A 26,705-nucleotide genomic window follows, 5' to 3' on the forward strand; every position below is an offset into this window, starting at 1 on the left:
GCATCGAACCGACGTCTCATACGGAAAATCGAGAGAATCGTCCCTTCAACTTCTCGTTCATCGAGTTTAGACCCCCGTCTCAAAAAAGTCTGCTTTTGCGAACGCGGGGGAAGGTTCGATATGGAACACAAACGAGCGCACGGAACCTTTGGCTCACATTGCCGTCGCGGCCTGTCCTGGCTGCGCGCCGCTGCGGTGACCGCTGCGGTGGCATGCGGCATGCTCATCGCGCCCGGTGTGGCCGAGTACGCTTGGGCGGCCGAGGGCGACGGCAGCGACATGACGATCAACCTGCACGATTACAGCAGGGAGAACCCTGACATCAACGAGGGGCATGCTCTGAAATTCGGCAGTGTCGACGGTCAGGCTGGGGAGAATATCAATGCCTGGACCGGCAGCGGCGGCGGCGTATATCAGGGTATCGTTGCTAGCACGATTGGCGAAAATGGGTACCCGCGCCTTGCAGACCGATATGGTGGGGAGAGCTTGGACTATCTGTTCAAGTCGAAAACCGAGGGTGAGGCTCGGGGCGTCACGAGTTTCGACAACGTGACCGGTCTGTTCCGCTTGGATGAAGAAGGCTACTACGTCTACGATAGTAGCGAGAATTACGCGTATTACGATGAGGGCAGCAACTCGTTTGTGCGCTTGGATTACCCGCGTTACTCCGAGTATGGCGATAACGGCAGCATTGCTCCTTCGCTGCCGCAGTTCCTGCCGTTCAACAGCTTGACGAGAGATGTGAGCACGTACGATAGCAGTGGTAACCCTCTGCAGTGGCGTCGGGTCAACAGACGATATCAATGGGGTTATTTCGACAGCAACGGCCGTTGGCATCAGTCTGACCCCGCGGCAACCGGTTACGACGTCAACGATGATGTGAACTACTCCTTTGGCATGGATTTCACCAAGACGTTCTATATGCCCAAGGACGGTCAGGTCAACGGTTCTGACATGATTTTCGACTTCACAGGCGATGACGATGTGTGGGTCTTCATCGACGACGTGCTCGTGCTCGACCTCGGTGGCATCCATGATGCCTATAACGGTTCGATCAACTTTGCCACCGGCGAGGTGACCGTCAACGCGACAGACAATGGTCAAGCGATCGGCACCGAAAACATCGCCAATATCTTCGAAGCTGCTGGTGAAGAGTGGGACGGATCCGACTACAGCACGCACACCATCAAGTTCTACTACTTGGAGCGCGGCGATGGCGGTTCCAATTGCCGTATCCGCTTCAACATGCCGACTGTACCCGATGGCACGATCGAGGTAGGCAAGCAGGTCACCGATACCAACACCGCTGACTTCGTAAACGCCGAGTTCACCATGAAGGTCGAGACCGCCGATTCCGAGAACGGTTCCTGGTCGACCTACGTCGGCGAGTACAAGCTCTTCGATTTGGACGGAAACCCGATTTATGACGAGAATGGCGTGCAAGTTACTGGGCAAACCAACGAAGACGGCACCTTTACGCTGAAGCATGATCAGGTTGCACAGCTGACGGGAGCCGTGCAGCACGAGGGAGACGCTGAGGCCCATAAAATCCGCGCCAACACCTGGTACAAGGTGACCGAGACGGGTGCCGACGGCTATTCGAATGATTATGAGTTCGATCTCCAGAATACGGATCTTATTGATGATTCCGGAGATGAGCAGACCGATCCCAGCTTAATCGGTAAGTCGAAGCCTGTCCGCGTGGATAGAAGTGCGCGTATGGTCGTGCGCAACAGGTTTACGGCGAAGGACAAGTATTCTTTCTCCATCCAGAAGCACATGGAAGACAACTCGACTCCTGATGATACATTCTGCATCAAGGTGACCGATGCCGACGGTAACGCGGTGACGGGTGCACAGTATTACGTGCGCACCATCGGTGAGGGCGTGGGTGAGACCCAGGCCATGCCGGAGAGCGGCATCATCGAACTCAAAGCAAACCAGGAGATCGTCATCCTTGACGTTGCCTTGGGTGCCACCTTCAAGGTCGAAGAGGTCAACGCAGATGGAACTCCGTTTACGAGCGATGAGTTCAAGGATCCGAAGTATGCCGTCCAGGTGGGCACAGATAAGACGGAGCCGTCAACTGAGCCTGTGACCGTGACGATCGAGCATAGCGACGGTGATCAGATCTCCTATATCGCTCACGTGATCAACGCGTACCAAGTCGTGCCCGTGACCGCTCTTCCGGGGACGATCGGTATCACCAAGACGCTCAACGGCCTTGCGCTCGAAGCCGATATGTTCAAGTTCCAGATCGACGCTCAGGCAACCGGTACAGGCGACAACGCGGTTTCTGCCGAGCAGGCGGCTGAGAAGGCTGGCCTGAGCGATACGACGGTCACAGTCACGAACGGCGAAGAAACTGCAAACGCGGGCGTGCAAAGCGACGCTTTCGCCTTCTTGGGTGGCATGACCTTTACCAAGGATGATGATGGCTTGGTCTACGAGTACGTGATTTCCGAGGTAGGCCTAAACGAGAATTACAATGGCGAGCATAAGAGCGAGTCTGAGTACGACTTCGACACCACGCAGTATCGCATCCAGTTCGTCGCTGAGAAAGTTCAGGATGACGAAAGTCGCGATGTGATGCATCTCAAGGTGTATCAGGCCACGCGCGATGGATCCGAGGGCCAGTGGGGCGAAAATGCCCTGCTCGGAACCTTTGATGGATACGATTGGATTGCGGATGGCTCTGCTGTATCGAGTCGCACCTTAATTGGCGAGTTCCTGGTCAACTTCACCAACAGCTACGAGCCGCTCGGCCTGGTCATCCAGAAGGAGGACGAATCCGGAGACCCGCTCGAGAACGCGTACTTCACGCTGTTCGTTGACAAGGATGACGATGGCACGTATGACGCCGAGACCGATACCGAGGTCGCTTCGCCCGTGTACGGCACCGCCGACATGACCGGTGACACGCTCACCAAAGACGGTTTCGCCACGAAGCTGAACGGCGATAATCCCGATCGTGCGATCGCCTCGTTCTACGGGCTCAAGCCCGGCACGTACTTCATCGTCGAGACGAAGGCGCCTGCCGGCTATCAGCTGGCCGAGCCCGCGACGCTCGTCATCGGTGAGGATCGTACTTTCACGATTAATGAAACCAGTATCGAGAACGTCGAGAACGGCGTGGCTACCTACACCATCACCGATCTTGCAATCGCGGAGCTCCCCACCACGGGGTCTTCCGGCACGCTGCTGATGTCCACCGCCGGTGTGGCGACGGTTGTCGTCGCCGGTTGCTACCTGGCGCTTCGCCTCAAGCTCAAGCGCTAGCGCTGGCTATGACGTGCGGCCGTCCGCACTGCGACGGACGGTCCGGCCTTTCGGTATCACGACCGGTCTGCCTTTACCGGTCCTGATATAACCCGCAGCTTCCCGACCTGCTGCGGATGCGGGCACATCCGACCTGCCCGCTGCGGCGCGAGGTTCGCGCCGCCCCCGAGGGCCTATCCCGACCTGGGCCCTCGGCGCCGCGTACGCGCGGCATCCGGGCGAGCTGACCCGACCCCAGCTTGCCCGGCACGACCTTTCGCGCGCCGTACCTGCGGTGCGGCGCGCTGGATCGTTAGCTTTCGGGTGTGTTGATCGCCCGATGGTTATAGGAACGCTTGCAAGTGAGCAGATGCTGCATACAGCGGCGAGAAGGAGGAATGATGCTCATGGTTAAGACGAAGAGGAGCTTCGGGCGCCTGTTCGCAACCGGTGCTCTTGCCGGTGCAACGTTGGCCGCGCTGCCCGGCATGGCGTTTGGTGCGTCGGTGCCCGGTTCCGGAAGCGTGACGGTTAACGGCCTGACTGACGGTGACATTGTCACCGCGTACCAGGTTGCCACTGCGGATCTGGGGACCGATGGAACTGTCACGTATTCGTGGGTCGATCCTGTTGACGACGTCGACGGTATCATCAACCTGAATTCCGGTAGCGATCTGACCAATGCCATCGATCAGGAGCTTGCGAACGATATCGCGCTTGCAGCATCCGGTTTTGAGGCGGCAGGTACGTCCGGCGAGGCTTCGGACGGTACGGCTAATATCGATGGGCTTTCCGCCGGCGTGTATGTGATCAAGGTAACGAACGACGAGGATTCCACTCGCGTTTATCAGAACATGATCCTTTCGGTCAAGCCTGTCGACTCCAACGGCAACGGTTCGTTTGACAGCGCGGATGTCTTTGACGGCGGCGAGGTGACGCTCAAGGTCTCGACCACGGATCTCGAGAAAGTCGTCAAAGAGGGCGACGCCGATTACGGCCACTACATCAATACGCTGAGCTTCGGCGATACCGCTGACTTTAAGATCACCGTGACGGTTCCTACCTATGCGGATTACGAGGGCCGTACCTTTACGGTGACCGACCAGCTTGTGGACACCTATTTCGATCTCGGCTCCCTTACTGCCGACAGTGTGGCCATTGATGGTCTCGAGCGCACGACCGACTATAGCGTGACGTATGAGAACGGCCTGATCACGGTGACGTTTACCCCGGCGGGCCTTGCGAAGGCTGCTGCTGCCGGAACCGTCGACATTACCTATTCCGTTAAGGTTGACGCAACCGCTGCCGCCGTCGATGCCGTTTTGAACGATGCGACCCTGACGTTCGATAAGGACTCGGTGACTGAGGACTACACCGGTACGGTCACCGACGAGGACACTGCCGATTTCTATGCCCTTCAGATCGTCAAGAAGGGCGACGACGATACGCTGCTTCCCGGTGCGGAGTTTGAAATCACCTTCCCGGATGGCTCCAAGAAGACCGTGACGTCTGGTGATAAGGGCCTCACTGACCTCGTTGCCGCGCTCGGCTCGAATGACAAGATCACCATCACGGAGACCAAGGCTCCCGCCGGCTACAAGCCTGCTGCGACTACTGAGTGGACCGTTAATGTTTCCGGAGCCAACGACGACAACGTTATCACGTTGGATATCGTGAACACCAAGGACAACACCGTTCTCCCCACGACGGGTGGAACCGGTACGGTTGCCCTGACTGCCGCCGGTGTGGTTTTGATTGCCGGCGCTGCGATGTTCATCGTTCGTTCTCGCAAGGAGAACTAATCGAACGCAGATGAGTGTATAGCTCAGATCGGTTTTGCCCGGCCTTTCGTACATGAAGGGCCGGGCTTCTTGCGATGAGAGTGGAAGGTTGGCCCGGTGACGGATGTGCCAAGAAGCCAGAAGAGTGCTGGAGGAGCGGGATCGACGACTCAACTGAGGGAACCCGTGGCGCTTCATCCGAAAACTCAAGGAGGTTTACGAGGCAGTTGTCGCAATCGAGCGGGTGTATCTGCGACGGAGGCGCGCGAACAAAGGGGGCGATTCCATCCGGATCGTGCTGGCTCGGGTGGAGGTGACACCGCCAGTGGATCCGCTCAAGCCCAGCGCGCAGCGAACTCGCGCCTTCGTGGCGGCGTGCTCGCGGCTCTGGCGCTTATCGTTGGATTATTGTGCGTGGCATATCCTATGGTGAGCGATATGCTGAGCCAGAAGGAATACGGCTATGTCGTTGATGCGCAGGCCGAAACCGTCTTAGCAACCGACGAAGAAGACCTCTCAGCCGAGCGCGAGCTCGCGATCGAGTACAACGAAAAGCTGCTGGGAAGCCGCACGATCATCACCGACCCGTTCGACCCCGATCAGGAACAGGTGACCGACGAGGAGTACGAGCGCGTGCTCAACCTCGGCGGGGATGGTGTGATGGCCACGATCACCATCCCTAAGATCCATGTGGAGCTGCCGGTCTACCACGGAACGTCCGACGAGGCGCTCCAAAAGGGTGTGGGACACCTGCAGGAGACGTCTGTTCCTATCGGCGGCGAGTCCACGCACTGCGTGCTGTCCGGTCATACCGGCCTGCCGTCCTCCAAGATCTTCGACAATCTGGATCAGCTCGAGGTGGGCGACTACTTTATCATCACCGTGCTCGGCGAGGACCACGCCTACCGCGTGACCTCGACGGAGGTCGTGCTACCCGACGAGACTGAATCGCTCGTCATCCAGCCCGGCGAGGACCTGGTGACGCTTGTGACCTGCACGCCCTATGGCGTGAACACGCACCGCCTGCTCGTGCATGCCGAGCGCTGCGAGGTGCCGGACGAGTGGCTGGAGAAGGGCGACGACGAGACCTTCCCGGCCGGCTACAGCGATCCTCCCGACAAGGCCCTGCTGCCGAGCGTGCTGCTCGGCCTGTTGCTCGCGGCTCTCATCATCGGCGGTTATGTGGGCGTGACGCGCTGGCGCAAGGCGCATGCTGCCCGTGCGTCGCAAAGTCCCAAAGGGGGCCAGGAGATAATCGGGACACGGCCGACGAGCTCCGTGCATCCAATCCAGCGGCCTATCGGTGCTGTCCCGCATGGGGCGCAGCAGCCCGTCCGTTCTGCCTCGCGGACGACCGGGGCTCCCGGCGTCTCTGGCGGCGCTCAAGGGGTCAGGCCGGTGACGGGTCGTGCACGGCAGCCGTATGCCGGTGGTACGGCTGGTGTGCAGCCGGTGCGTCCTGTCCGCCACAAGACGACGAATGCGGGTTCGCGACACAGCGCCGCTCCCGTGCGCAAGCTGGGGCTTCATGCCGCTCCGCCCAATGCCGCCGGTCGTTCGAACCGCTCGCCTAAGACGGGCGGCGTGCAAGGAGGGAGGCACTTCCGTGCGAAGGGCGACCGATAACCGTGCACGCGGTGGGCGCGCGTCGCTGATCGTCGGGCTCGTGATGCTTGCGGTCGGCATAGGCCTGTTCGCGTATCCGACCGTCTCGGCGATCCGGGCCCAGATGGAGACCGACGATGCGCTGGCGTCCATGCGCGAGGAGGATGCGGATGCCGATGCCGCGTCGGACGAAACGGCGTCGGACACGACCTCGGGTGGCGAGGGCGTGGCGGATGTAGGACACGCGACGGATGCCGAAAAGGCGGCCGATACCACCTATCAGCAGCTCAAAACCTACAACGAGCAGGTCCGCGAGGGTGAGGGCGACGCGATCAACGACCCGTTCGCCTTCGATGACGATTCGCTTGCCGAGTTGGGGCTGCCCAACGGCATCGTCGGCTCGCTCGATATCCCGGCGATGGGTGTGACGCTGCCGCTGTACCTCGGATCTTCCTTCGACCATATGGCGCAGGGCGCCACCGTCGTCGCCGGTACGTCCATGCCGCTCGGCGAGACGGATTCCAACGTGGTCATCGCTGCCCACCGCGGCGTGTGGCAGGGCCTTACGATGTTCCGCGACATCGAGAAGCTCGAGGAGGGCGACACGCTCACGCTGACGACGCCGTGGGACACGCTGGTCTATCGCGTGACGGGGTTCGAGGTGATTTTGCCCGACGATACCGACGCGGTGGCGATCCAGCCGGGACGCGACATGGTGACGCTTTTGACCTGCCATCCGTACGGGCAAAACGCGCATCGTCTGCTCGTGTACTGCGAGCGCGTCGATGATGCGGAAGGGGAGTCGTCCACGGGCTCGATCGTCCAGGACATCGTGACCCAGCTGACGCCCGACCTGGAAAGTACCTCGCCGCTGCTCACGATCGAGGGCGTGCTCAAGCTGGCTGGCCTCGGCATCCTCGTGGCGCTCGGCCTGTATCTTATCGTGGACACGATCCGCCGCCGCCGCAGAAGATAGCGATCCCCCGGTCCGTAGAAAAACCCCGGGGGTTATTTTGCATGGCTCCGTGCAAAATAACCCCTGGGGTTTTTCTACGGGCGGGGGAAGCCGTGCGTTCACGGGTCGTTGAGGGCACAAGACGCGCGATGCTGCGCGGTGTCTACATCCTGTGGTGGCGCGAGCTGCGAAAAAGGTGGTCGCCGCAGCGAATGGTGGTATCAATCTACTATATGTAGTGTTACCGTTTACAGAAACGTACAACATATTGACATCCCCATATAGTCATCTTGCTAGAATCAAAACCGCCGGCAGGAATGCGCCGGCAAGATTCTGTCTACACGGGATGCGACGCTGTCATAGGTCCGAAACGCGTGTTCAAGAGAATGAGGGATCGAATATGCTTGCCACGATCGATGAGTTGATCCGCCGACGCTTCACCGCCGAGCTCGATATGCCCGAAAACGCCGGAAAGACCGTATACGATCTGTTCACATGGGCAAAACGAGACGTGCATCTGACTGACTACAAGACCGGCAAGGTGCTGTGCGACATGCACGACCTGGAGTTCCCCGAGCACTATTCGCAAAACGCCGTGGACATCATCGCCTCCAAGTACTTCCGTCGCGCCGGCGTGCCCGGGACGGGTCATGAGACCTCGATGCGCCAGGTCGCGCACCGCATGGTCGACTTCTGGGTCGCCGCGCTGATCGAGGAGGGGCTCGTAGAGGAGGGCGAGCAGGCGCAGATCCTGTACGACGAGCTCGTCTACATGATCTTGGACCAGCGTTTCGCGCCCAACTCCCCGCAGTGGTTCAACACGGGTCTCGAGCGCTCGTACGGCATCAAGGGCGAACCCCAGGGCATGTTCTACGTCGACCCGGCAACCGGCGAGGTCGTGGAGTCGGCCGACCAGTACACGCGCACGCAGGCGAGCGCCTGCTTCATCGTGAGCGTCGAGGACAAGCTGCTCGGCGACCATTCCATCTCCGACGAGTTCGTGACCGAGACCAAGCTGTTCAAGGGCGGCTCGGGCACCGGTTCCAACTTCTCCGCGCTGCGTGCCGAGGGCGAGCGCCTGTCGGGCGGCGGCGTGTCTTCCGGCGTCATGAGCTTCCTGCGCGGCTTGGACCGCAACGCCGACGCCATCAAGAGCGGCGGCACCACCCGCCGTGCCGCCAAGATGGTGTGCCTGGATATCAACCACCCGGATATCGAGAAGTTCATCACCTGGAAGGCGCGCGAGGAGGACAAGGCGCTGGCCCTCATGAAGATGGGCTACGACGGCGACATCAACGGCGAGGCCTACGCGACCGTCTCGGGCCAGAACTCCAACAACTCCCTGCGTATCGATAACGAGTTCATGCAGAAGGTCGACAACCTCGATGCCGATCCGGACGCCACCTACCGCCTGCGCGGTCGCGTGGACCCCTCCAAGGACACCGAGGTGTCGGTCGCCCATATCTGGGACGTGTTCAACGAGAGCGCCTGGCGTTGCGCGGATCCCGCGCCGCAGTTCTCCGACACGTTCAACGAGTGGCACACGTGCCCCGGTGGCGAGGACGGTCAGGTGGGAGCTCCGTACAACCGACTGAACTCGACGAACCCGTGCGGTGAGTACGCGTTCCTCGACGACTCGAGCTGCAACCTGGGCTCCATCAACGTGTACCGCTTCCTCGATCCGGCGACCGGCGCCTTCGATGTCGAGGGCTACGAGCATGCGATCGATATCGCGCAGCTGGCGCTCGAGGCCTCGATCGAGTGGGGGCAGTTCCCCACGCGTGACATCGCGCGCCGCACCTACCGGTTCCGCGCGACGGGTCTCGGCCTGTCCAACCTGGCGAGCCTGCTCATGGCGAGCGGCGTGCCCTACGATTCGCCCGAGGCGCGCGCATTGGGCGCTGCGCTCGTGGGAACGCTCACGGGCCGCAGCTACGCGGTGTCGGCCCTCATGGCCGCCAAGGTGGGGCCGTTCGACTGCTACGAGATCAACAAGGGGCACATGGCGCGCGTGATCCGCAACCACGCCCGCGTGGCGGGCGCGCGCGACGACGCGTACGAGAACCTGACGGTGCAGCCGCCCGCGGTCGATCTGGGTCTGCTCGAGCAGACGGGCGCATCCGGTTTGGCCGACGCGCTCGTGGATGCGTGGCGCGACGCCGAGCGTTTGGGCGAGGAGCACGGATACCGCAACGCGCAGGTGAGCGTCATGGCGCCCACGGGAACCATCTCGTTTGCCATGGATTGCGGGGCCACGTCCATCGAGCCGTTCTTCAGCCACATGATCTACAAGAAGCTCTCCGGCGGCGGCTTCATGACCATCGCGAATCCCGTGATCGGCGACGCCCTGCGCCACTTGGGTTATGCCGAGGACGAGGTCGAGGAGATCTTGGCCTACGTGCAGGCGACCGATGACGACGGCATGATCGTCGACGGTAAGATCGAGGGCGCTCCGCATCTGCGCGACGAGGACCTGGCTGTGTTCGACACCGCCAACGTGTGCGGATCGGGCGAGCGCTACATCGACCCGCGCGGGCACGTGCTCATGGTCGCCGCGATGACGCCGCTCATCTCGGGTGCCATTTCCAAGACGGTCAACCTGCCGAACTCCGCGACGGTGCAGGACTTCAAGGATGTCATCATGCTCGCGTGGAAGACGGGCTGCAAGGGCATCACCCTGTACCGCGACGGTTCCAAGAACGCCCAGCCACTCAACAACTCGCTGACCGAGGACGCCGGCGACAAGGACCTGGGCGACCTGTCGTATGCCGCGCTGCTCGAGTACGCGCGCGGTGCGCAGCAGCAGTTGTCGAGCATGCGCGCCCCGGCGCAGCGCCGCCGCATCATGGGCATCCGCAGCGGCCACACGCATCTGGCGCAGATCGACGGCGTCAAGATCTACACCACGGTGAACCGCAACGAGGACGGCGAGATCTCGGAGCTGTTCGTGACCACCGACCGCGAGGGCACGACCATCATGGGCCTGCTCAACTCGCTGTCCAAGACCATCTCGGTCATGCTGCAGTACGGCATCCCCGCCGAGCGGATCTCCAAGATGCTGCGTGGCCAGATGTACGAGCCCTACGGCTTCGTGCAGAGCCATCCCTACATCAAGTACGTCAATTCGATTTCGGACCTGATCTCCAAGGTCATCGATATCGAGCTCGGCGACTTCACGCGCGTGCAGATCAAGCCCGAGGGCTGGGCGCAGGTGGCGGGTGCCGTTCCCGCGCCCGCCGCGGCCGCTCCGGCGGTTGCCGACCCGCTGTTCGACGACGAGCCCGCGGTGAGCGACGAGGAGTTGAGCCGTCTGACCGCGGCCAAGCAGGACGAGGTACTCGAGGAGACCGGCGCCTTTGACAGCGGGGACGCCTACACCATGGCGTTCGTGAACAAGGCGGTGCACGATACCGCGATTCATGGTGAGCGCCTGTACGACGGCAGCACGTGTCCCAACTGCGGCAGCTCGCGCATGGTGCAAAACGGCACCTGCAAGGTCTGCATGGACTGCGGCACCACCACTGGCTGCAGCTGATAGGGCTTTTGCAGCCTGACCGGCCCGGCGCGGTTCCCGATCTTGACGCTCGTTTCGTCGCGTCGATTTCGGGTGCCGCGCCGGGCCGTTTTCATTCCCACTCGGAAGAGGGCGCCGAGCCCCATGGCGGGGTCCGCCATGGGGCGTTGTCGTTAGAGCTTGAGGACGACTTCGATATCGGGGTTCACGAGCTCGGCGAACGCGTGCGGATCGTCCATGGAGCCCACGATGGAGCCGTAATGGGTGGGGATGACGATGCGCGGCTGGATCGTGTTGATGAAGCCCGCGGCCTGGTGCGGGTCCATGGTATAGGTGCCGCCGATGGGGATGAGCGCGATATCGCAGGAAACCTGCAGGGTATCGGGGTTGGGGTCGGTGTCGCCCGCAACGTAGATGCGCGTGCCGTCGACGGTGACGATGTAGCCGATCCAGGCGTTGTCGTGCGGGTGGAAGCCGAGGCGCTCGGGCTCGACGTTGTAGGCGGGAACGGCCTCGACGGAGATGTCGGCAAGCTCGATGCGCTCACCCGCCCGCATGAGGTGGACGGCGGCGCATGCGGCCTTGGGAGCCTCGTCTTCCATGGTCGCCGGCACGACGAGCTCGGTGGCGTCCTTGGCCACGCGCGCGATGTCCTCGGGCGAGAAGTGGTCGTAGTGGGCGTGCGTCACGAGGACATAGTCGGCATCGTGCGGCTCGGTGTCGACCTTGAACGGGTCGAAGTAGATGACGGTGCCCGCTTCGCTCTGGATGCGGATGCAGCTGTGCACGAGTACGTCGATATGGTCGAGGTTGAAGGTGTTCGCCATGGTCATCGGTCCTTTCTGGACGAAGGGTCGAGCAACGACGCTCGTACACCATGGTACCCATTCCTTCGCGAGGTCAGCCGGCGGGCAGTGTCCCTTTGAGTTGCGCGCATCCCCGACGGCTACTCGATGGGCGCGAGCTTTTTCCAGATGACGTAGGAATACACGCCGGCGATGGCGGTCACGCCGAGGATCGCCACGAGCATGATCGCGAACGACACCTCGGGCGCCGTCAGGGCGATGAACGCCGAGACGAGGGTCGCGATGCCGGCGACGATGAACAGCGGGCCCGACATGCGATGGGTGCGCCGCCAGACCTCCTCGTTGGCGATCGTCCACGGCGTGCGGATGCCGAAGGTGTAGTTGGGCTTGACGCGCGGCAGGTAGTTGCCGAGTCCGATGAGCAGAAGCCCGAGGAAGCCGAGAACGAACGCGCTCACCGGACTCTTCTCGCTCGAGAGAAGCCCCCATGCGGTGAGCGGTCCCATCCAGGTCATGCCGACCATGAAGATGACGAGCGCTGCGGAAAACGTCCGATAGATGCCGGCGAAGCGGTCGAAGTTGCGCCCCTTGGGGTCGATGCGCGGGATGACGAGGAAGAGCGCGAACATCGCAAGCGGCAGGGCCGCCAAGACGATCTGGCTCTCCTTGCTGCTCCATTTGTCGATTTCCCCCGTGATGCCCCAATGGCTGGGGAGCTGGTCGGGCATGGCGGGCAGCAGGCAGAGGAATGCCGCGAGGTTGCCGACCGCGATGAGCGCGATGGCGATCCAGACGGCGCGCTCGCCCGCCGAAAGGTTGCGTTTCATGGTCAGTTCTCCTTGTCCGTGATGTTGTAGAACCACGCGATGATGTCCTGTAGAACCGTCGTCTCGAGGCTGTACACGATGTTGCGGCCGTGGCGCTCGGAGCTGACGAGGCCCGCCTCGCGCAGCACGTCCAGGTGGTGCGAGAGGGTCGCCTTGGTCATGTCGAAATGCTCGCCGAGCTCGCCGGCCGTGAGGTCGCCCGAGCCCAGCAGTTCGAGGATCTTGCGCCGCGTGGGGTCGGAGAGTGCCTTGAATCCGTCACCTGTCATCGTGTCCTCCTCTCGCCGTGCAGTATACCCCTAATAGTTCGATAAGTATCTAACTATTTTGGAAAGGTCCGCTTGCCTACGGGCGATGTCGACTGATACGCTGGAACGGTGCCATGTAGGCGGTTATACGTTGTCAGGAGGAACCATGCGCTATCGCGAGCTGGGAAAGACCGGGCTGCAGGTCAGCGAGATCGGATTCGGCGGCGAGTGGATGGACGGCACGCCGGAGGCGACGCGGGCGGTGGTCGAGCGCGCGCACGATGCCGGTATCAACATCCTGGACGTATGGATGCCCGATCCTGTGCGCCGCTCCAATCTGGGTGACGCCCTGCGCGACCTCGACCTGCGCGAACGTTGGGTGATCCAGGGGCATCTCGGGTCGACCTGGCAGGGCGAGCAGTACGTGCGCACGCGCGATCTGGTGCACGTCAAGCCGGCGTTCGAGGATCTGCTCGCGCGCTTCCACACCGACTATATGGACCTCGGCATGATCCACTATGTGGACCAGGTCGCGGAGTTCGAGCAGATCATGGCCGGTCCGTTCATGGAGTACGTGCGCGAGCTGCAGGGTTCGGCAACGGTGCGCCATGTGGGCCTGTCGACGCACAACCCGCAGGTGGCAAAGCTCGCCGCGGCCGAGCCTGCGATCGAGATGATCCTGTTTTCCGTGAACCCGGCCTTTGACATGATGCCGGCGACCGAGAACCTGGACGACCTGTTCGGCGAGGCGGGTGAGCAAAGCGCGGTCGACGGCATGACGCCGGAGCGCGCGGAGCTCTATGCGCTGTGCGAGCAGACGGGCACGGGCATCACGGTCATGAAGGGCTACATGGGCGGGCGCCTGTTCGATGCGAAGACCTCGCCGTTCGGTGTGGCGCTCACGCCGGTGCAGTGCCTGGAGTATGCGCTCACCAGGCCCGCGGTGGCGAGCGTGATGGTGGGCTTCACCACGCCCGAGCATGTGGACGAGGCCGTTGCGTACGAGACCGCCTCGGCCGACGAGCGCGACTACGTGCGCGTGCTCGCCGGTGCGCCGCGCCACGCCTACGTGGGGCAGTGCACGTATTGCGGCCACTGCGCCCCGTGTCCGAGCGGAATCGACATCGCGACGGTCAACAAGTTCTACGACCTGGCGACGATGTATGACGATGTGCCGGATTCCCTGCGCGAGCACTATCGTGCGCTGGGCGCGACGGCGGCTTCGTGCGTGGCCTGCCGGGCATGCGAGAGCCGCTGTCCGTTCGGGGTCAAGATCGCGGACAAGATGGCCCGTGCGGCAGAGCTGTTCGGCTGCTAGGGAGACGGCGCGGGCTACGGCAGCGTCTCCTGGGGTGCCAAAGTCGGCACGGCCGCCTTCGGCCGTTCGTTTTCGTCGATGTGGTCACGAGACGACGATAATTGTCAGCGAGGGGCTGTGCGACGGTCCATCTGGAGCCCCGCGGAGTCCAAAACAGAGGGCCTTCGCCGCGTCATTCGGCGAAGGCCCTCTCGTTCCTGCGGTTTTCTTGTCCCAATCTCGCCTTGAAGGAAGGTGGATACCCCGCAGACAGCCAGACAGGGTGTTCATTAATTGCTGGAATGGACAGTTATCGTCCTCTCGTGACCAAATCTTGCGACACGAACGGTCGCGGGCTTATGCGATGCGGTAGACGTAGTCCTCCTTGCGCGGCTTGGGTGCGGGTTCGTCTCCGTCGGCGTAGCCCAAGATGCAGTGGCCGATGCCCTCATAGTCGTCAGCGTCCAGGCCGAGCGTGGCCAGCAGCTCGTGGCCCTCGGGCAGTTCGAACTCCTCCTTGGCGCGATGGATCCAGCAGCTGGCAAGACCCAGCTCATGGGCGGCATTCATGAGGTTGCCCATCACGAGACTGCCGTCGTAGACATGGGTGGGGATGTCCTTGCGCGCGAGTACGACGAGCACGACCGGTGCGCCGTAGAACGGGTCGGTGTCGACGCCCATGATCTTGGCGTTGAGGGCGGAGAGCCGGTCGCGGACCTCTTTGTTGGTGATGGCGACGATGATGGGAGATTGGCGTCCCATGCCGGTCGGCGCGTAGGTACCGGCCTCGAGGATCTTGTCGAGGGCCTCGGTGGGCACGGCGTCGGGTTTGTAGGCGCGGACGCTGCGGCGGGTGTTCAGGGCTTCGAGAGTGTTCATGCGGCCTCCTTCGTCGTGTACGGTCATGGAGGTTTGTACCCATCTGGACACGAAATGCCGCCCGGCGTGAAAGCCCCTCAGGCGCTTTCACGCCGGTTGCCGGATATGAAAACACGCCAGGGTAGAGCCAGCCGCAAATTTCACCCATGGGTTTGTCTCGCGTAGGTGCCCGTAACTGAAACAAACCCATGGGTACAAATCAGGAACGTGAAATCGTGTTTATTCACACGTCCTGCTCGGCGACAAGTGTGCCGACGCGATCGAGCAGGTCGGCGAGGGTGGTCTGCGCGAGGCGATTCTCAAGCGCGGCCTGCGCCGCATCAAGCTCGCCATCGAGCGCGGCATGGATGTTGCGACCGACGGGGCAGGCGGGATTCGGGTCCTCGTGGAAGTTGAACAGGTGCTCCTCGCTGCTCTCGACCGCGCGATACACGTCGAGTAGCGTGATCTGCTCGGCGTCGCGCGCCAAGGTCGCTCCACCGAGGCCCATCTCGACTTCCACGAGCCCGGCATCTTTGAGCTGCCCGAGGACACGACGGATGACCACGGGGTTGGCGTTCACGCTCTTGGCGATAAACGTCGAGGTTGCGCGTTGCTCCGGTGCGAAGTAACCGATGACGAGTAGCGTGTGGACGGCCATGCTGAAGCGGGTTGAAATCTGCATGACGGCTCCTTTCGTTAGCGTGAAAAACATCAGATACGTTTTCACATCTTTGCGTCCATCTTCGCGCTTATCCTGTTCCGTCAGGGAGTCGTTTGCTTTAGTATCAAAGATTCCATGGAGAGGGGAGGCGCGATGGCGCAGTTTGCGAGCGATACGTCCGGGCGGAGTTTGGGCGATTGGGCAAAGGCCCTGATCATCCTGCTGATCGGCCTGACGGTGGCGCACCTGGGCGTCACGTTGTTCTTGCAGTCGGCGCTCGGCACTGATACCTTCACGGTATTCATCCAGGGTCTGTCGTGCGTCTTCCACCTGACGGTCGGCACGGTCCACGTGATCGTGCTGTGCATCCTCATGGTACTCATGCTGCTTACCACCAAGGGCTACGTCAAGCCGGGCACCGTGGTCTGCGCGTTTTGCGGCGGTCCCATCATCGACCTGTTCACCTGGATGCTGCAGGGCGCCATCAACGAGACCTCCCCCATGGCGCTGCGCGTCATCAGCATGCTCGTGGGCTGCGTGGTGCTCGCCCTCGGCATGTCGATCGTCATCAACAGCAACGCGGGCACCGGCCCCAACGATCTCGTCGCCATCATCCTGTCCGACAAGCTGGAGAAGATTGAGTTTCGCTGGGTGCGCGTGGGCTGCGACCTGTTCTTCGTGGCCGCGGGCTTCGTGTTGGGTGGCACCGTGGGCGTGGGTACCGTGGTCGCCGCATTTTGCACCGGTCCGCTCGTGCAGTTCTGGCTGCCCAAGACCGCAGCCCCCATCCGCGCGCTGGGCATCTAGCGACAGGTGGGAAATCGGTGCCTGTCCCCATTTTCCCCGGCGGGAAAATGGGGACAGGCACTTTTTTCCCACCGGCGCCGTTTGCCGCCGCGCGGCGTCCGTTCGGCGGTGCGGGCGAGAGGGCCTTGCATCCTGCACCGCCCGCGCTATCATGACGCAATCCTCGAAAACGAGGTGTCGGTTCGGCTCCAAGGAGGCGTGCCATGGACGCGCAGACGGGCGGCTTTATCACCTGTTTACTGGTCGGATTGCTGGTCGGTACGTGCGGGGTGTACATGCTCGTGACGGGCAACGCCCGCATCATGCATAGCTATCATTACGCCGCGACGCCACCCGTGAAGATGCCCTCGCTTGCCCGTTGGTCGGGTGCCGGCATGTTGGTGTGCGGTATCGGCTGCGCGCTGCTCGTTCCCGCGACGGGGATGCCGGAATGGCTCTCCATCGTCGGCATCGCACTGCTCGTGGCGGGGCTTGTCCTGACGTTCGGCGCGATCATGCATTTCAACGGGTCGCTATTCTCGTTTGCGGGTGCCGGCGGCGATTCGCGTGAATCCGAGGGTTCCTCGCGGACGCTCGTCAGGGGGCTTGGTGTCGTGGTCGCCGTGATCTGCTGCGCCGTCACGGTCGTGCCGGGCGTGCTGATGATCGCCTCGGGCGACCCGTCCGCTCTGCATAGCTATCACCTGGTGAACGTCGCACCCGAGAACTATGCCGCGCTGGCGCGGTGGGAGGGTGCCGGCATGACCGTGATGGGTGCGGGCCTTGCCGCGAGTATCGTCGGCGCGCTGCTCGGCTCGCGGCGGCGTCCCGCACCGCGGTGGACCAAGGTGCTCATGGTCGCAGGCACCGTTGCGTTCGGCTGCGGTCTCGTGTCCATGCTGGCCGCCATCATCCATTTCAACGGGTCGCTCATGGGCTAGGGAAAATAGGGACAGGCACTTTTTTCCCACGTCGGTGGGAAAAAAGTGCCTGTCCCTATTTTCCCACCGCCGCGCTGCTACCCACCTTGGCCGTTGCCAGCAGGTATACTTGCCTCGGACCATTCGATGGCAAGGAGGCTGCCATGTGGGCATACGAGACCACGTTCTACCAGATCTATCCCATCGGCTTCTGCGGTGCGCCACTGCAAAACGACGGCGTGCAGGCACATCGGATCCGGCGCGTGGCCGAGTGGGCGCCCTACCTGCAAAAGCTCGGTGTGGGCGCCGTGCTGCTCAACCCCGTGTTCGAGTCGAGCGCACATGGCTACGACACGCGCGACCTGCATCGCATCGACTGCCGTCTGGGTACGAACGAGGACTTCGCCGAGGTCGTACGCGTTCTGCACGAGCATGGTATCCGCGTGGTGCTCGACGCCGTGTTCAACCATGTCGGCCGTGAGTTCTGGGCGTTCCGGGATGTGCGCGAGAAGCGCTGGGACTCGCCCTATCGCGACTGGTTCTTCACCAACTTCGACGGCAACTCAGCGTTTAACGACGGCTTTTGGTACGAGGGCTGGGAGGGCTGCTTCGATTTGGTCAAGCTCAACCTGCGCAATCCCGAGGTGGTGGAGTACCTGCTCGACTGCGTGCGCAGGTGGCGTGCGCAGTTCATGATCGACGGGCTGCGGCTGGATGTGGCCTACTCGCTCGACCACGATTTCATGCGTCGCCTGCGCGGCGTGGCGGGTGAGCTCACGGCGTCATCCGGTCCCGAGCACGAGTTCGTGCTGATCGGCGAGACCCTGCACGGCGACTACAGCCAGCTCGTCAACGACCAGATGCTGCACTCGTGCACCAACTACGAGTGCTACAAAGGTTTGTATTCGAGCTTCAATTCGCAGAACATGTTCGAGATCGCCCATTCGTTGCATCGTCAGTTCGGCGGCGACCCGTGGTGCATCTACCGCGGGCTGCACCTGCTGAGCTTTGCGGACAACCACGACGTCACGCGTCTGGCGAGCATCCTCACCGAGCCGCGCTGCATCCGGCCGGCGTACGGTGTGCTGTTCGGCATGCCGGGCATCCCGTGCCTCTACTACGGCAGCGAGTGGGGGCAGACGGGCGTAAAGGGCGCGCATGACGATTACGACCTGCGTCCGGAGTTCGTCGAGCCTGCGCCCAACGAGTTGACGGAGTGGCTGCGCGGTCTCATCGCGGCGCGTAGCGGATGCCGCGCGCTTAACTACGGCACGTACCGCAACGTGGTGATTACCAACAAGCAGCTGCTGTTCGAGCGCGCGGTCGAGGCATGCGGCGATCTGCCCGCCGAGCGCGTGCTCGTGGCGGTGAACGCCGTCGACGAGCCGTTCACACTGCAGACGGGCGAGCTTGCAGGCACGTTCGCGGACCTGCTCGATGCGGATGCCGTGCCCGTTGAGCTCGCCGGTACGCTCGAGCTCGCGCCCTTCGAGGTCCGCTACCTCGCAGCACGATAGCGACAAGATGGTGCCAGGTACAAACTTGTCGCAAGATGGTGCCAGGTACAAACTTGTCGCAAACCTGTCGGCAAGACGGGACCTGACGCTTGGTGTCAGCTTGCAGCGCTGACACTCGGGCAGGTGGCACGCTTGACCTCGGAAAGTCTCTTGTCGCTTTCCGTGTGTGATACAATTGCAATACACTTACTCGATCGGAGGGGCTATGACTACTTCGATTGCACCGGCAAGAGAGACGAGAGTCGCCATATCGCTGCGCCTTCCTCCCGTCCTCGTCGATACGGTTGAGCGATATGCGACTGAGCATCGCCTCAGCAAGACCGATGCGTTTCTTCACTTCCTGTCCCTCGGCATCGCTGCCGAGAGCGAAGGCGACGCGGCAACCGCGCTCGAGAGGATTGAGGAAAAGGTTTCCGAGACCTTGCGTCTTGTGCGCAGACAACATGGGGCTATCGCTGATAAGCGGTTCGTCATAGATGCGGTCATCGGCGCTTGCAAAGAGTTCCCCTCCGTGCGACGTGCGTATCTTTTCGGATCGTTTGCGCGAGGTACGTTCGACGACGAGAGCGATATCGACATTCGTCTCGAAATCGATTCTTCCGTGCGCTTCACCTTGCGCGATCTCACGTATTACTCGAAGCGCATCGAGGAGGAGACGGGACGATCTGTCGATGTGGTCACGGCGGGCAGTATCAAAAACGAATCGCTCAGAAAGGCGATCGAGCGGGACAAGGAGCTGATCTATGACCGCGAAGCCGAGTAGCGACAAGACGGTGCCAGGTACAAACTTGTCGGGTGATGCTTAGCGTTCCTGCACGGCGCCGTCGCGGACTTCCCAGGTGCGTGAGGTGCACGCATGCAGGAACGCATGGTCGTGGCTCACGAGCAGCAGTGCGCCCGGGTAGCCCGCGAGCGCGCGTTCGAGCGCTTCGGTCGAATGCAGGTCCAGATGGTTGGTGGGTTCGTCCATGATGATGAGGACGGGATGGCGCAGCATACCGAGGGCGAGCATGAGTTTGCGCAGCTCTCCGGGGCTCGTGCGTCCACCCTCGAGGATACGGTCGGGATCCGAGTTGAGCTGCGCCACGGTCGAGAGGACCTGGCCGCGTTCGGCGGACGAAAGCTCGCGAACGGCGGCGATGACCTGAGCGCGCTGTTCGGCATCTAGCTCCTGCGGGATATCGAGAACCTCAAGATCGGCGGCGAACAGCGTGCGCATGTGGGCGAGCAACGTCGACTTGCCGGCGCCGTTGGGGCCGACGATCCCCACGTGATCGGTGTTGCCGAGGTAGAGCTCGGGGATGGCGAGCTCGCCGAGGCCGCAGGGGATGAGGGCCGCGGGGATGTGCGCCACGGTTTTGCGCGGACTGGCATGCGCGTCGAGCCACAGGTCCCCGTCGTAGCGCTTGTGGACGAAGGCTGCGTCGACGCGGGCTTTCGCAGCGGCGATTTGGGCGTTCATCTGCACGGCCGACTTGCCGGCGGCTCCATCCTGTCCCGTGTAGATCGCGAGGTCGATCTTGGCCTTCGCTGACTTGTCCTTGGGATCGATATGGCGCTTGCTGCGCCGCGCGGCCGCGCGTGCCGCTTCGTGGGCGCGCCGGTCCTGCTCGGCGGCAAGGCGGCCGAGCTGTTCTTTTGCCTGCGTACGCTCGCGCGCCACCGTCGCGCGCTCCAACTCGGCTTGGCCGTGCGCCGCCGTGTAGCCGCCGGGGCGCACGACAAGGCGTCCGCCGGGCTCGAACGAGACGCAGCGATCGACGAGCGCGTCGAGCAGCTCGCGGTCGTGCGAGACGAGGATGCCGATGCCGCGGAAGCGCGCGAGTGCCGCGGTGAGCTGGGCACGAGCATCGACGTCCAGGTGATTGGTCGGTTCGTCGGCGACGAGCACGTCGGGATGCTGCCAAAGCGCCGTGGCGATCTGGAGCTTCTTGCGCTCACCGAAGGAGAGCTCGTCGAAGCGCCACGGCATATCGTCCTCGATATGGAAGATCCGTCTGAGCTCGCGCGCCTCGCGGCCGTAATCCGCGGCGAAATCGTACAGCCCGTCAGGGGAGCGGTCGACCTCTTGGTCGCACATCGCGCAGACGAGGCCGTGCGTGACCGATCCCGTGTCGGGCTCGAGCTTCCCGCAGGCGATGCGCGCGAGCGTGGATTTGCCGCAGCCGTTGTCACCGAGCAGGCCGGTCCAGCCGACGGGGAAGGTGACGGTCACGTTTGAGAGGATGGGTTCGAGGGCGGAGGGGTAGGCGAACGACACGCCGGATAGCATAAGTTGCATAGACATACTCCTGGTGACACGCGGCATGCGCCGCGGGGCCTCCCTGCATGCGCAGGGTTCGTCAAACGATGAGCTGTCTAGCGAATCCGCACCGTGTCCTGTCTTTCTGCCGATCCGATGGCGCCGCCACACGCGCTGCGGGGCCCTGTGTCCCACTCGGCCGGCAGCCCCCAGTATAGCCGACAAAATGGTGCCAGGTACAAACTTGTCGCGACAAGTTTGTACCTGGCACCATCTTGTCGGTCGGTTAGGCGTAGTGGCGGGCGACAGCGAGGGTTTCGGGGATGTAGCCGCCGCCGAACAGCACGCAATGGAGCAAAAGCGGTGCCAGTTGGTGCAGGCCCACGCGCTCGCGCCAGCCGTCGGCGAGCGGGGACGCCTCATCGTAGCCGGCGAGCACGTCCTCGAGGAACGGATAGCCGAAGAGCTGGAGCATGGCCAGATCGGTCTCGGCGTGCCCGCCGTAAGCCATGGGATCGATGAGGGCGCCGCTGGTCGGGGCGTTCGCATCGGCGAGGTAGAGCACGTTGCCTGCCCACAGATCCCCGTGCAGCCGAGCGCACGGAACGCCCGCTTCGCGCACGAGGACGGGCTGCGGGGCGTCGAACTCGCCGGCTGCGACGCGCGAGGCGACCCGTTCGAGGAGCTCGGCTTCGCGATGCCCGAACGAGCCGTCGTCGCGCAGCAGGCGCACGTAGTACATCATGCGGTACTCGGCGAAAAACGCGCCCCAGCTCGATGCGGCGTCGCGCGAAGCCCACGGGGTCAGTGCGCGTCCGATGCCCGCGGCGCTATCCGGCGTCTCGGGTGGCGGGCAGCCCCACCAGGGGGCTCCGGCGGCATGCATACGGGCGAGGGAGGCTCCGATGCGCCGCGCCGCCGCGCGCGTGGGCGCTCCGGTTTCGATGCGCTCCTCCACAAGACGCTCGCGCGATGCTTCGCGCACGCGGGCGATGCGGATGCCACCGCTGCCTTCCGCCTCGGCGAGCCAGCGCAGGCCCGCCGCCTCACAGAGCAGCTCATCGCTCGTAGGCGATCCTGTCTTCACGACGTTTCCCTGCTCGAACCTCGGCACCAGTCCTCCTCCCATGTAGAATAACCCCAGGGGTTTTTCTACATGCCATGTAAGATAACCCCAGGGGTTTTTCTACATCAAAAGTTGGTTTATGTGGCCGAGAAGCTGGGAAATCTCACGCGTGATCATAATGTTCAACCAATGATCGAGAGATGGGGCATCATGGCAGTACCTGGTAAGGGACGTACCGTCGCGATCATTTTGCTGGTCATCTTCTTGGCGATCGGCGTCGTTTCTTCAACTCGCTCGGCAGCAGCGCGCCGGAGGGCTCGATAACGACGCGATCACCCTGCGCGGCGTGACGCTTTCCGGCGATGACTACAAGGTCGTCACCATCGAGGAGGAGCTCTACGAGCTGCCGATCGACGGAACGCCCGCCCACGAGATCGCCGAGGGCAGCCGCGACTTCATCTCGCGCAACCGCGACGAGCTGTGGATGACGGGCGAGACGGTCGACCGCCTGGGCATCGAGGGTCTCGACGTCATCGGCGACTAATGGGGCGCGTCACCTTACGTCTGACGTTTTTCACGCGTGGCGCTTGCGGCCCCAGGGGTCGCGGAAGTCCTCACGCGGATCCCATGCGCGCTGGTAGAGCAGGCGCCAGGCGAATATGCGGTTGGCGCATACGATACATGCGAAGCCGGCGAGCGCGCAAAGGGCCATGACGGTAGGCGAAGCACCGAAAACGAGCGGTACCACCGAGGCGAATGCGATGAGCGCGCAGGTGAGAGCCGGTGCGAGTCGCGTTCCGCCACGCTGGCAAAACTCCGCGTAGTACCCGAACAGCTTGGCCGTACAGAGGAGCGCCACGGCGCAATAGACGAACAGCAGCCAAGGGGTTGTTGCTGGGTCGTAAGCGTGCCACAGGGTGTCTGTCGCCGCCAACCCGAAGCCCAGCAGACATCCTGAGACCAGGGCGTGCTTCCACACAAGCGAGCGGTCGCGCATGATGCGCGCGCCTTCGGAGGGCGTGATCTCCGTCGAAGGTATGGGGTCGCCTGGCGTGCCGGGTGCCGGATCATGCGCGGAGGTGCCCAGCAGTTCATCGACGGTGCAGCCGTATACCTCGGCGAGTCGCCTGAGATTGCACAGGTCGGGCTGCGACTGTCCCTGTTCCCATTTCGAGATCGCCTGTCGTGTCACGCCTAGGCGTATGGCGAGCTGTCCTTGTGTGAGGCCACGGGATCGCCGTGCGGCACGAAGGGCTTGCCCAAGGTCGCACGTTGGTTTGCGGAGGGATGCCATCGGTGCCTCCCCGAAAGCGGATGTCGTATCACCTAGATTTTACCGGTGTCGTCCGCCCGCCATACCGAAAGGGCGCCAAGAGGTGTCAACTGCCGGTTGCCCCGCAGGTGAGAGGCGGTGTAGCCGGATTGCCCGCCCTGGGCCGCGGGAAGGAGGAAGCCTGACTGTGCCTGCTGGTTCTTGGGACCGCCTCCGGTATCGGCATCTTTATCGCAGGGTACGCGCTGTACTACGTGTGCATCGCCGCGCGAAGCGTTATCGAGCAGACGGTCTTGCACAACGCCGTGCCGTCGCAGGAGCGCGCGAGCATGGCCTCCGTCCAATCCCTTTCGCTGCGCGGCGGCGGCGCGCTCGCGTCGGCGGCGGGTGCAGGAGTGATCGCCGCCTTCGGCATTTCGGGCGCCTGGCCGACCTTCGCCGTCCTCGCCCTGCTTCTGGAGCTCGTTGCTTTCAGGGGAAAGGACGGCGAGCACACGAAGCGAAAGTAGGTTCCGAGCGTGCAACTCAAAATGGCTACGATGCCGTCCACCTCCGAATTTCCGCCGTTCGCCGTGCTGCCTCTTCCGTTGGTTTATCCGAAAACGGCAGAATGACATCTAATCGCATACGTAAGGCGTGTTACTGGTAGGCAGGCACTAACCTTCGGCTTTCGAGGCGGCGCAAGCGTCGCGGACATGTCGTCGGTCGGTGCTTTTTTCATGCCGGCATATCGCTTCCGCCCAGCGCATCTTGCAACTCTTTCGCCTCCTCCAAGCCAGCGACATTCGGTCCGGGTCATCCCGGAATCATCCGCGCCCGTCATCAGGGCGCATGGACGCTAGGAGGCGTACATGAAGGACAAGATCTTCGGAATCCTTCAGCGCGTGGGACGTTCGTTCATGCTTCCCATCGCGGTTCTGCCAGTGGCCGGCCTGCTTCTGGGTCTCGGCAGCTCATTTACGAACGAGACCACCCTCGCCACGTACAACCTGCTGGGCATCATGGGGCCCGGCACCATCGCTTGGGATGTCTTTACGGTGCTTTCCGCCTGCGGTGGCGTGATCTTCGACAACCTGCCGCTCATCTTCGCCGTGGGCGTGGCCATCGGCATGGCGCGCGCCGAGAAAGAGGTCGCGGCGCTCTCCGCTGCCGTCGCGTTTCTCGTCATGCACTCCGCGATCTCGGCCATGATCACCCTCACCGGCGGCGTCGAGCAGTTCATCGACGGCGCGACCGCGAGCGTGCTTGGCATCACCTCGCTGCAGATGGGCGCCTTTGGTGGCATCATCGTGGGCCTGGGCACCTCGGCGCTGCACAACAAGTTCTATAAGATCCAGCTGCCCCAAGCGCTTTCGTTCTTCGGCGGCTCGCGCTTCGTGCCGATCATCTCCACAGTCGTGTTCACCTTCGTGGGCATCGCGATGTTCTTCATCTGGCAGCCCGTTCAGGACGGTATCAACGCGCTGGGCTATGCCGTGGCGAGTGCCGGTCCGGTCGGCGTCTTCCTGTTCGGCATGATCAAGCGCCTGCTCATTCCCTTCGGCCTGCATCACGTCTTCTACCTGCCCTTCTGGCAGACCGCTGTCGGCGGCTCCATGGAGGTTGCCGGCCAGATGGTCTACGGTGCCCAGAACATCTTCTTCGCGCAGCTGGCCGACCCCACCGTCACGCACTTCTCCACGGCGGGTACCTGGTGCTTCACCGGCGAATTCGTCCTGTATATCTTCGCCTTTCCCGGTGCTGCGCTCGCCATGTACCAGGCGGCCAGGCCCGAGCGCAAGAAAGTCGTCGGCGGCCTGTTGCTCTCCGCGGCACTGACTTCCATGCTCACCGGTATCACCGAGCCCCTTGAGTTCTCCTTCCTGTTCGTCGCGCCGGTGCTTTTCGGAATCTCCACCGTGTTCGCGGGTCTCGCTTACATGCTGTGCTACCTGCTCAACATCACCGTCGGTCTCACCTTCTCGGGTGGCTTCCTCGATCTGTTCATGTTCGGCATCCTGCAGGGTAACGACAAGACGAGCTGGCTGCTCATCATCCCGTTGGGCATCGCGTTCTTTGCCGTGTACTACCTGCTGTTCACGTTCCTGATCAAGAAGTTCGACTTCGCAACGCCCGGTCGCGAGGAGGGGGATACCGAGACCAAGCTCTACACCAAGGCCGACTACAATGCCCGCAAGGAAGGCGAGCAGGCGCAAGACGCCGCGGGTGCTTCCGCTGACGACGAGCGGTCCGCGCAGATCACGGCAGGTCTGGGCGGCGCGGCGAACATCCGCGACGTCGACTGTTGCGCCACCCGTCTGCGCGTGACGGTCCACGACGGTTCGCTTGTCGAAGATTCGCTGCTCAGGGCCACCGGTGCCGCAGGCGTCATCAAACGCGGCGAGGGCGTGCAGGTGGTCTACGGTCCGCAGGTGAACGTGATCAAGACCGAGCTCGAGGCGTATCTTGCCGCATTGCCCGTAGCGGACGCCGCGAGCGGGGAAGAGGATGCGAAGAAGGCCGACGCCGAGTCCACAGCGAGCGAGGAGGCGCGTGAGCCGATGGAGACCATCACGCTGGGCAGCCCCCTTGCTGGAGAGGCTTTGGCGCTCACATCATGTCCTGATCCCGTTTTCGCAGGTAAGATGATGGGAGATGGCGCCAGCATCGTTCCGAGCGAGGGCGTGCTCGTGGCGCCGTGCGATGCCAAGGTTGCCTTCGTGTTCGAGACCAAGCACGCCGTGGGACTCGAGCTTCCGGATGGCACGGGGATCCTCTGCCACGTTGGCATCGATACCGTCAAGCTGGGCGGCGAAGGCTTTACCGCCCATGTGGCACAAGGTGATGAGGTCGAACGCGGTGATACACTGTTGACGTTCGACGTGGCCCAGATCGCCCAAAGCGCTCCGAGCATCTCGACGCCGGTGCTTGTCACGAGCACTGACGACAACCACAAGGTGCGCCAGTTGGCTTTCGGTCATGTGAACCGGGGTGACGACCTGCTCGCGATCGATATCTTCGAGGCGTAGGCGGCGCCCTTCGCATGATTCCCGTCGGGCGGTCCTGCAGAAGATCGCCCGACGGCGCCCGTGACCGAGGGATGCTCCGT

The 26,705-nt window shown here is 62.8% G+C and carries 21 protein-coding genes; 13 read left to right on the forward strand and 8 right to left on the reverse strand.

From position 1 onward, the window contains the following. Positions 1-120 precede the first annotated feature (120 nt). From I6E04_RS04885 to I6E04_RS04905, 5 genes are all read left to right on the forward strand, one after another. Positions 121-3,279, forward strand: a complete 3,159-nt coding sequence (locus I6E04_RS04885; protein WP_235422046.1) for a DUF7601 domain-containing protein — start codon at positions 121-123, stop codon at positions 3,277-3,279. Between the two features lie 386 nt (positions 3,280-3,665). Further along, entirely contained in the window at positions 3,666-5,060 is a 1,395-nt protein-coding gene (locus I6E04_RS04890) for a SpaH/EbpB family LPXTG-anchored major pilin (protein ID WP_235422047.1), read from the forward strand. Positions 5,061-5,414: 354 nt separating this feature from the next. Next, positions 5,415-6,665 (forward strand): class C sortase, encoded by a 1,251-nt coding sequence (locus tag I6E04_RS04895; RefSeq protein ID WP_328225436.1) that lies wholly within the window; start codon positions 5,415-5,417, stop codon positions 6,663-6,665. Beyond that, positions 6,646-7,620 (forward strand): class C sortase, encoded by a 975-nt coding sequence (locus tag I6E04_RS04900; protein ID WP_235422049.1) that lies wholly within the window; start codon positions 6,646-6,648, stop codon positions 7,618-7,620. Before I6E04_RS04895 ends, I6E04_RS04900 begins: the two co-directional genes overlap by 20 nt. A gap of 325 nt (positions 7,621-7,945) precedes the next feature. Next, positions 7,946-11,134, forward strand: a complete 3,189-nt coding sequence (locus I6E04_RS04905) for a vitamin B12-dependent ribonucleotide reductase (RefSeq protein WP_268830341.1) — start codon at positions 7,946-7,948, stop codon at positions 11,132-11,134. A gap of 152 nt (positions 11,135-11,286) precedes the next feature. Here I6E04_RS04905 and I6E04_RS04910 read toward each other — a convergent pair whose 3' ends face one another. The 3 genes from I6E04_RS04910 to I6E04_RS04920 form a co-directional block, all read right to left on the reverse strand. Beyond that, the gene (locus I6E04_RS04910) at positions 11,287-11,940 is read right to left on the reverse strand and encodes an MBL fold metallo-hydrolase (RefSeq protein WP_235422051.1); all 654 of its coding nucleotides are present in this window, start codon (positions 11,938-11,940) and stop codon (positions 11,287-11,289) included. Positions 11,941-12,059: 119 nt separating this feature from the next. Then, the gene (locus I6E04_RS04915) at positions 12,060-12,746 is read right to left on the reverse strand and encodes an SdpI family protein (protein ID WP_235422052.1); all 687 of its coding nucleotides are present in this window, start codon (positions 12,744-12,746) and stop codon (positions 12,060-12,062) included. 2 nt (positions 12,747-12,748) lie between these two features. Further along, complete coding sequence (locus I6E04_RS04920) at positions 12,749-13,015, reverse strand: autorepressor SdpR family transcription factor (RefSeq protein WP_235422053.1); 267 nt, start codon at positions 13,013-13,015, stop codon at positions 12,749-12,751. A 145-nt stretch (positions 13,016-13,160) separates the two neighbouring features. Between I6E04_RS04920 and I6E04_RS04925 the strand changes: the two genes are divergently transcribed. Beyond that, a complete protein-coding gene (locus I6E04_RS04925; protein ID WP_235422054.1) occupies positions 13,161-14,312 on the forward strand; it encodes an aldo/keto reductase in 1,152 nt (383 codons plus the stop codon). Between the two features lie 336 nt (positions 14,313-14,648). Here the strand turns inward: I6E04_RS04925 and I6E04_RS04930 are convergent, their stop codons facing one another. Both I6E04_RS04930 and I6E04_RS04935 read right to left on the reverse strand, forming a co-directional pair. After that, positions 14,649-15,170, reverse strand: coding sequence for a nitroreductase (locus I6E04_RS04930; protein ID WP_235422055.1), 522 nt, complete (start codon positions 15,168-15,170; stop codon positions 14,649-14,651). A 223-nt stretch (positions 15,171-15,393) separates the two neighbouring features. Then, a complete protein-coding gene (locus I6E04_RS04935) occupies positions 15,394-15,834 on the reverse strand; it encodes an Rrf2 family transcriptional regulator (RefSeq protein WP_235422056.1) in 441 nt (146 codons plus the stop codon). A gap of 132 nt (positions 15,835-15,966) precedes the next feature. Between I6E04_RS04935 and I6E04_RS04940 the strand changes: the two genes are divergently transcribed. The 4 genes from I6E04_RS04940 (at position 15,967) to I6E04_RS04955 (ending at position 19,799) form a co-directional block, all read left to right on the forward strand. Beyond that, entirely contained in the window at positions 15,967-16,620 is a 654-nt protein-coding gene (locus I6E04_RS04940; RefSeq protein ID WP_235422057.1) for a YczE/YyaS/YitT family protein, read from the forward strand. 203 nt (positions 16,621-16,823) lie between these two features. Further along, a complete protein-coding gene (locus I6E04_RS04945) occupies positions 16,824-17,540 on the forward strand; it encodes a hypothetical protein (RefSeq protein ID WP_235422058.1) in 717 nt (238 codons plus the stop codon). Positions 17,541-17,683: 143 nt separating this feature from the next. Next, positions 17,684-19,036 (forward strand): alpha-amylase family glycosyl hydrolase, encoded by a 1,353-nt coding sequence (locus tag I6E04_RS04950; protein WP_235422059.1) that lies wholly within the window; start codon positions 17,684-17,686, stop codon positions 19,034-19,036. Between the two features lie 205 nt (positions 19,037-19,241). Next, complete coding sequence (locus I6E04_RS04955; RefSeq protein ID WP_235422060.1) at positions 19,242-19,799, forward strand: nucleotidyltransferase family protein; 558 nt, start codon at positions 19,242-19,244, stop codon at positions 19,797-19,799. Positions 19,800-19,838: 39 nt separating this feature from the next. On the opposite strand, the gene I6E04_RS04960 is transcribed toward I6E04_RS04955, so the two are convergent. Continuing rightward, positions 19,839-21,317: an ATP-binding cassette domain-containing protein gene (locus I6E04_RS04960; RefSeq protein ID WP_235422061.1), complete on the reverse strand. Its 1,479-nt coding sequence runs from the start codon at positions 21,315-21,317 to the stop codon at positions 19,839-19,841. 247 nt (positions 21,318-21,564) lie between these two features. Beyond that, positions 21,565-22,365: a fructosamine kinase family protein gene (locus I6E04_RS04965; RefSeq protein WP_235422062.1), complete on the reverse strand. Its 801-nt coding sequence runs from the start codon at positions 22,363-22,365 to the stop codon at positions 21,565-21,567. Positions 22,366-22,690: 325 nt separating this feature from the next. On the opposite strand from I6E04_RS04965, the gene I6E04_RS04970 reads away from it, so the two are divergent. Further along, the gene (locus I6E04_RS04970) at positions 22,691-22,888 is read left to right on the forward strand and encodes a hypothetical protein (RefSeq protein ID WP_235422063.1); all 198 of its coding nucleotides are present in this window, start codon (positions 22,691-22,693) and stop codon (positions 22,886-22,888) included. A 30-nt stretch (positions 22,889-22,918) separates the two neighbouring features. Here I6E04_RS04970 and I6E04_RS04975 read toward each other — a convergent pair whose 3' ends face one another. Continuing rightward, the gene (locus I6E04_RS04975) at positions 22,919-23,638 is read right to left on the reverse strand and encodes a helix-turn-helix domain-containing protein (RefSeq protein ID WP_235422064.1); all 720 of its coding nucleotides are present in this window, start codon (positions 23,636-23,638) and stop codon (positions 22,919-22,921) included. Positions 23,639-23,946: 308 nt separating this feature from the next. Between I6E04_RS04975 and I6E04_RS04980 the strand changes: the two genes are divergently transcribed. Both I6E04_RS04980 and I6E04_RS04985 read left to right on the forward strand, forming a co-directional pair. Continuing rightward, positions 23,947-24,126, forward strand: a complete 180-nt coding sequence (locus I6E04_RS04980; RefSeq protein WP_235422065.1) for a hypothetical protein — start codon at positions 23,947-23,949, stop codon at positions 24,124-24,126. 342 nt (positions 24,127-24,468) lie between these two features. Then, positions 24,469-26,625 carry a PTS transporter subunit IIABC gene (locus tag I6E04_RS04985; protein WP_235422066.1) on the forward strand — a complete coding sequence of 719 codons (2,157 nt, stop codon included), beginning with the start codon at positions 24,469-24,471 and terminating at the stop codon, positions 26,623-26,625. The last annotated feature ends 80 nt before the right edge of the window (positions 26,626-26,705 follow it).

The sequence above is a fragment of the Collinsella tanakaei genome (assembly GCF_021531055.1).
Classification (GTDB): domain Bacteria; phylum Actinomycetota; class Coriobacteriia; order Coriobacteriales; family Coriobacteriaceae; genus Collinsella; species Collinsella tanakaei_B.

Excerpts from the sequence above, each read along its gene's own strand:
- I6E04_RS04935 (WP_235422056.1), bottom strand. The coding sequence starts at position 15,834 with ATGCAGATTTCAACCCGCTTCAGCATGGCCGTCCACACGCTACTCGTC.
- I6E04_RS04950 (WP_235422059.1), top strand. The coding sequence starts at position 17,684 with ATGTGGGCATACGAGACCACGTTCTACCAGATCTATCCCATCGGCTTC.
- I6E04_RS04980 (WP_235422065.1), top strand. The coding sequence starts at position 23,947 with ATGGCCTCCGTCCAATCCCTTTCGCTGCGCGGCGGCGGCGCGCTCGCG.
- I6E04_RS04920 (WP_235422053.1), bottom strand. The coding sequence starts at position 13,015 with ATGACAGGTGACGGATTCAAGGCACTCTCCGACCCCACGCGGCGCAAG.
- I6E04_RS04915 (WP_235422052.1), bottom strand. The coding sequence starts at position 12,746 with ATGAAACGCAACCTTTCGGCGGGCGAGCGCGCCGTCTGGATCGCCATC.
- I6E04_RS04930 (WP_235422055.1), bottom strand. The coding sequence starts at position 15,170 with ATGAACACTCTCGAAGCCCTGAACACCCGCCGCAGCGTCCGCGCCTAC.
- I6E04_RS04960 (WP_235422061.1), bottom strand. The coding sequence starts at position 21,317 with ATGCAACTTATGCTATCCGGCGTGTCGTTCGCCTACCCCTCCGCCCTC.
- I6E04_RS04975 (WP_235422064.1), bottom strand. The coding sequence starts at position 23,638 with ATGGCATCCCTCCGCAAACCAACGTGCGACCTTGGGCAAGCCCTTCGT.
- I6E04_RS04945 (WP_235422058.1), top strand. The coding sequence starts at position 16,824 with ATGGACGCGCAGACGGGCGGCTTTATCACCTGTTTACTGGTCGGATTG.
- I6E04_RS04940 (WP_235422057.1), top strand. The coding sequence starts at position 15,967 with ATGGCGCAGTTTGCGAGCGATACGTCCGGGCGGAGTTTGGGCGATTGG.
- I6E04_RS04890 (WP_235422047.1), top strand. The coding sequence starts at position 3,666 with ATGGTTAAGACGAAGAGGAGCTTCGGGCGCCTGTTCGCAACCGGTGCT.
- I6E04_RS04985 (WP_235422066.1), top strand. The coding sequence starts at position 24,469 with ATGAAGGACAAGATCTTCGGAATCCTTCAGCGCGTGGGACGTTCGTTC.
- I6E04_RS04925 (WP_235422054.1), top strand. The coding sequence starts at position 13,161 with ATGCGCTATCGCGAGCTGGGAAAGACCGGGCTGCAGGTCAGCGAGATC.
- I6E04_RS04885 (WP_235422046.1), top strand. The coding sequence starts at position 121 with ATGGAACACAAACGAGCGCACGGAACCTTTGGCTCACATTGCCGTCGC.
- I6E04_RS04910 (WP_235422051.1), bottom strand. The coding sequence starts at position 11,940 with ATGGCGAACACCTTCAACCTCGACCATATCGACGTACTCGTGCACAGC.
- I6E04_RS04955 (WP_235422060.1), top strand. The coding sequence starts at position 19,242 with ATGACTACTTCGATTGCACCGGCAAGAGAGACGAGAGTCGCCATATCG.
- I6E04_RS04905 (WP_268830341.1), top strand. The coding sequence starts at position 7,946 with ATGCGACGCTGTCATAGGTCCGAAACGCGTGTTCAAGAGAATGAGGGA.